At 45.5% G+C, this 1,874-nt stretch carries 2 protein-coding genes; both read left to right on the forward strand.

What is annotated here, in order from left to right:
- The first annotated feature begins 433 nt into the window (after nucleotides 1-433).
- On the forward strand, nucleotides 434-646 hold the full coding sequence (locus U4E84_RS16775; RefSeq protein ID WP_322533246.1) for a KTSC domain-containing protein: 213 nt from the start codon (nucleotides 434-436) through the stop codon (nucleotides 644-646).
- Nucleotides 646-1,874: ATP-binding protein (locus U4E84_RS16780; RefSeq protein ID WP_322533247.1), on the forward strand; the 1,229-nt coding region annotated here is incomplete at its 3' end. The genes U4E84_RS16775 and U4E84_RS16780, both read left to right, overlap by 1 nt.

Below are 1,874 nucleotides of genomic sequence, written 5' to 3' on the forward strand. Positions count from 1 at the left end.
GGATTATAAACCTCCTCTCGGCGCGGTGGAAGTAAACCAAGCACCCCCGCTATGTCTCCGACCCTACTACTCTCCGCCAACAATACATCGTTAGCCGCGCCTGCTACGCCGTCAAACAAGCCGTAAAGACAAACTCGGTCTCTTCATTATCACCCAAAACCCCGAAGACATCGACGGTGACATCCTCAAACAAACTAATACCAACATGTTCCTCGGCCTCCGCTAAGAAGTCATCACCAAAATTCCCCCCGTGGGTACGAACAAGACCTGCAAAAATATGACGAAGGTCAAGCCGTCATCAAAGCCCCCGACGTCGAAGCTGTCGAAGTCCTTGGCCTCCCGTACTGCCTCACCCAACACAGTAACTAAGACTCTAAATTAACTCGTATGTAGTGGGATAGAACTAAGTTGTCGTTTTGTCATATTGTCTCGTATGAACCGAGTCTCTGTTTCCTCAAGCAACCTCAGAAGTGTAGGGTATGATCAGGCAAATCAGGTTCTAGAAATAGAGTTCAATGGTGGAAGCGTCTACCAGTATTTTGATGTTCCAAAACAGATTCATCAGGAACTCATGAATGCTGCTTCACATGGGAAATACTTCCATCGGAATATAAAAGACAACTACAGCTACGATCAGGTCAAATAATGCAGATTAGTTCAGTACGTGTCCGGAATTTTCGAAGTCTTCGAGATGCGCAGATCGATTTTAATGAGCTGACTGCACTAATAGGATCAAACGGAGCAGGAAAATCTTCGTTCCTTAAGTCGCTAGACCTATTTTATACAGCTAACGCCTCGTATACCGAAGAAGACTTCTACAATCGAAATACCGACGAGGAAATTAGCGTTCAAGTAGAGTTCACAAATTTGGGTGAGGAAGCTCAGGAAAGATTCAGTTCCTATACTGGTGGTGAAACATTAACCGTGGAGAAAGTGATGGAGTACCCAGACAACCGTGGGAACCAGAGATACCACGGGAGTCGACTTTACAACCCCGATTTCGATGGATTTCGCAATGCAAGTGGTCATGATCTCCGCCGCGAATATGAAGATCTATTCAACATAGGGTACAGCGAACTACCAGAGTATCAGAATCAAAAGGAAGCGGAAGCAGTGTTGAAAGAGTGGGAAGAAGAACACCCAGACGAATGTGAGCGTAGACGAGATGACGGCCAATTCTTTGGTTTCAACTCGGTTGGTCAAGCCGCTCTCGAGGAATTTACACGGTATATTTTGATCCCGGCAGTCCGAGATGCAAGTGAAGATGCCGATGATAAACGTGGTAGTCCTCTGACGGAACTGATGGATTTAGTCGTTCGTGCAGCGCTCTCTGAACGTGAGGATCTAGAAGAGTTCCAGCAAGTGGCACAAAAACGCTACGCGCAACTAATTAAATCCGCATCAGAAGGAGAACTTAGCCAATTAGAGACAGATCTTTCTGAAACGCTCAAAACATTCGCCCCCGGTGTTGGCGTCGATCTTTCTTGGAATACAGAGGACGTTATTGACATCCAGATGCCACAAGCAGATATTAAATTGGAGGTCGATGATTTTATATCGGAAGTAAAACATGCCGGTCACGGTTCTCAGCGTGCCTTCATCATTTCTCTACTCCAAAATTTAGCAGTTCACAGCGAGGAGATGGGTTCTGACAGTGAGGAGGGTAACGACCATGATCCCAGCCTTATTTTAGGAATTGAAGAGCCAGAATTATACCAACATCCGAATCGCCAACGACATCTCATGTCAATTCTGTCTTCGTTTAACGATCAAGGAATAGCAGGAACTGCTAGTAGCGTTCAAATCGTATATTCTACCCATTCTCCTTTGATGGTCAGTATGAAGCGATTTGATGACATACGAAGCTTATCCAA

Source organism: Halorubrum sp. AD140, assembly GCF_034497445.1.
GTDB lineage: Archaea > Halobacteriota > Halobacteria > Halobacteriales > Haloferacaceae > Halorubrum.

Bases quoted from the DNA above. Each gene is read 5' to 3' on its own strand.
- U4E84_RS16775 (WP_322533246.1), top strand. From the start codon at position 434: ATGAACCGAGTCTCTGTTTCCTCAAGCAACCTCAGAAGTGTAGGGTAT.